The organism is Acidovorax sp. HMWF018, assembly GCF_003061035.1.
Lineage (GTDB): Bacteria > Pseudomonadota > Gammaproteobacteria > Burkholderiales > Burkholderiaceae_C > Acidovorax > Acidovorax delafieldii.
On record NZ_QAIM01000027.1, the window covers coordinates 1 to 1783 of the forward strand.

Annotated in this window: 1 protein-coding gene and 2 pseudogenes; 2 read left to right on the forward strand and 1 reads right to left on the reverse strand. The window is 60.9% G+C overall.

The window, feature by feature from the left end:
• Nucleotides 1-328 (reverse strand): annotated as a pseudogene (gene rbcL / locus DBR23_RS00720) (ribulose-bisphosphate carboxylase large subunit); the annotation flags it as partial.
• 106 nt (nucleotides 329-434) lie between these two features.
• Here rbcL and DBR23_RS00725 point away from each other — a divergent pair.
• Together DBR23_RS00725 and DBR23_RS00730 are read left to right on the forward strand one after the other, a co-directional pair.
• Complete coding sequence (locus DBR23_RS00725; RefSeq protein ID WP_026436943.1) at nucleotides 435-1376, forward strand: LysR family transcriptional regulator; 942 nt, start codon at nucleotides 435-437, stop codon at nucleotides 1374-1376.
• An 86-nt stretch (nucleotides 1377-1462) separates the two neighbouring features.
• Nucleotides 1463-1687 (forward strand): annotated as a pseudogene (locus DBR23_RS00730) (DDE-type integrase/transposase/recombinase); the annotation flags it as partial.
• Nucleotides 1688-1783 lie beyond the last annotated feature (96 nt).

Consider the following 1783-nt stretch of genomic DNA (forward strand, 5'->3'; position numbering starts at 1 on the left):
CGTAGGCCACCCAGGCAAAGTACTCGCCCGGGCGGTTGGGCACCGGCTGCACCTTGTAGGCCTTGGCGCGGTAGCTGTCGCAGGCGGTCAGTCGGTCGGTCCACACCACCGTCCAGGTGGCGGTGCTCGATTCGCCGGCCACAGCGGCGGCGGCTTCTTCGGGGTCCACCCCGTCCTGCGGGGTGATGCGGAACAGGCACAACGTGTCCGTGTCCTTGGGCACGTAATCGGGCATCCAGTAGCCCATTTGCTTGTACTTGAGCACGCCTGCGCTGTAGCGCTTTTTGGCGTCCTTGATCTCGGTGGAACCTACGGGGGCGTTGCTCATGTGTTGCTCCAAAAAGTGAGGTTTGTCTGGGGTGGAGCGGACTTTAAATTTGGGTGTAAATAAAGTAAATTCACGATTTCTTGAATTTCGATTAAGGTTTTACTTAATGAAGAACGCCACCTTCCGGCAATTGCGCGTGTTCAGCGAGGTGGCGCGCCACCTCAGCTTTGCGCGGGCGGCGCAGGTGCTGCACCTCACCCCGCCGGCGGTGACGATGCAGATCAAGGAGCTGGAAGGGCACGTGGGCATGCCCCTGTTCGAGCGCAACGGCCGCAAGGTGGCGCTGACCACCGTGGGCGAGTACATGCTGGTTTATGCGCGCAAGATGCTGGCCACGCTCAAGGATGCAGAAGACGCCGCGGCCCGACTACAGAAACTGGAGACCGGCACTCTGGTGATCGGCATGGTGAGCACGGCGAAATACTTTCTGCCGCATCTCTTGGCTGAGTTCCGGCGCGAGCACGGCAACATCGACCTGCGTCTGGCAGTGAGCAACCGCGAACAACTGGTGAAGATGCTGCACGCCAACGAGGTGGACATCGCCATCATGGGCCGCCCGCCCAAGGAACTGGCCACGCGCGCCGAGCCGTTTGCTGCGCACCCGCACGTGTTCGTGGCACCGGTCGATCACCCGCTGGCGCTGGCGGCCCAGATGCCCGCAGCTCTGCTCAAGGAATACGACTTCATCGTGCGTGAGCAGGGTTCCGGCACACGCGCCGCGCTGGAGAAGTTTTTGCTCAGCGAGCACGTCGAGTTGCGCGTGATCATGGAAATGGCCAGCAACGAGACCATCAAACAGGCCGTGATGGCCGGCATGGGTCTGAGCTTCTTGTCGCTGCATACCGTGGGGCTGGAGCTGAACAGCCGGCTGCTGACGGTGCTGGACGTGGAAGGTGCTCCGGTGGTGCGCGCCTGGAACGTAGTGCACACCTTGTCCAAGCTGCTGTCTCCAGCTGCCGAGGCCTTTCGCTACTTCGTGTTGGAGCGGGGTGAGAGCTACCTGGCAGAGAACTTCCCTGCATCGTTCTCTGGGATGAATGCGGGCTGAAACGTCGTCGACCGCACTGCAGAACAGATAGAGCTCCCAAGCCGTGATCAGGTCATCGGTGATTCGCCGAACGCTGCAGTCGCGTCATCACCGAGTTCCAGATCCCGGCCGGCAAGGTGTACCTGTCGCCCATCATCGACTGCTTCGATGGCTTGGTCGTCAGCTGGACCATCGGGACGCGCCCTGACGCTGAACTCGTCAACACGATGCTCGATGCAGCCATTGAAACGGTGGTCGATACCAACGACCGGCCAGTCGTCCATTCTGATCGTGGAGCCCACTATCGTTGGCCTGGCTGGCTATCGAGGATCGGGGTCTCCTCGTTTTCAGTGCAATAAGTGACGGTACGCAAAGCTAGCACTGGCGCGGGGGTGGTCTGGGTAGACCGTTGATTTCATTGACTTTCC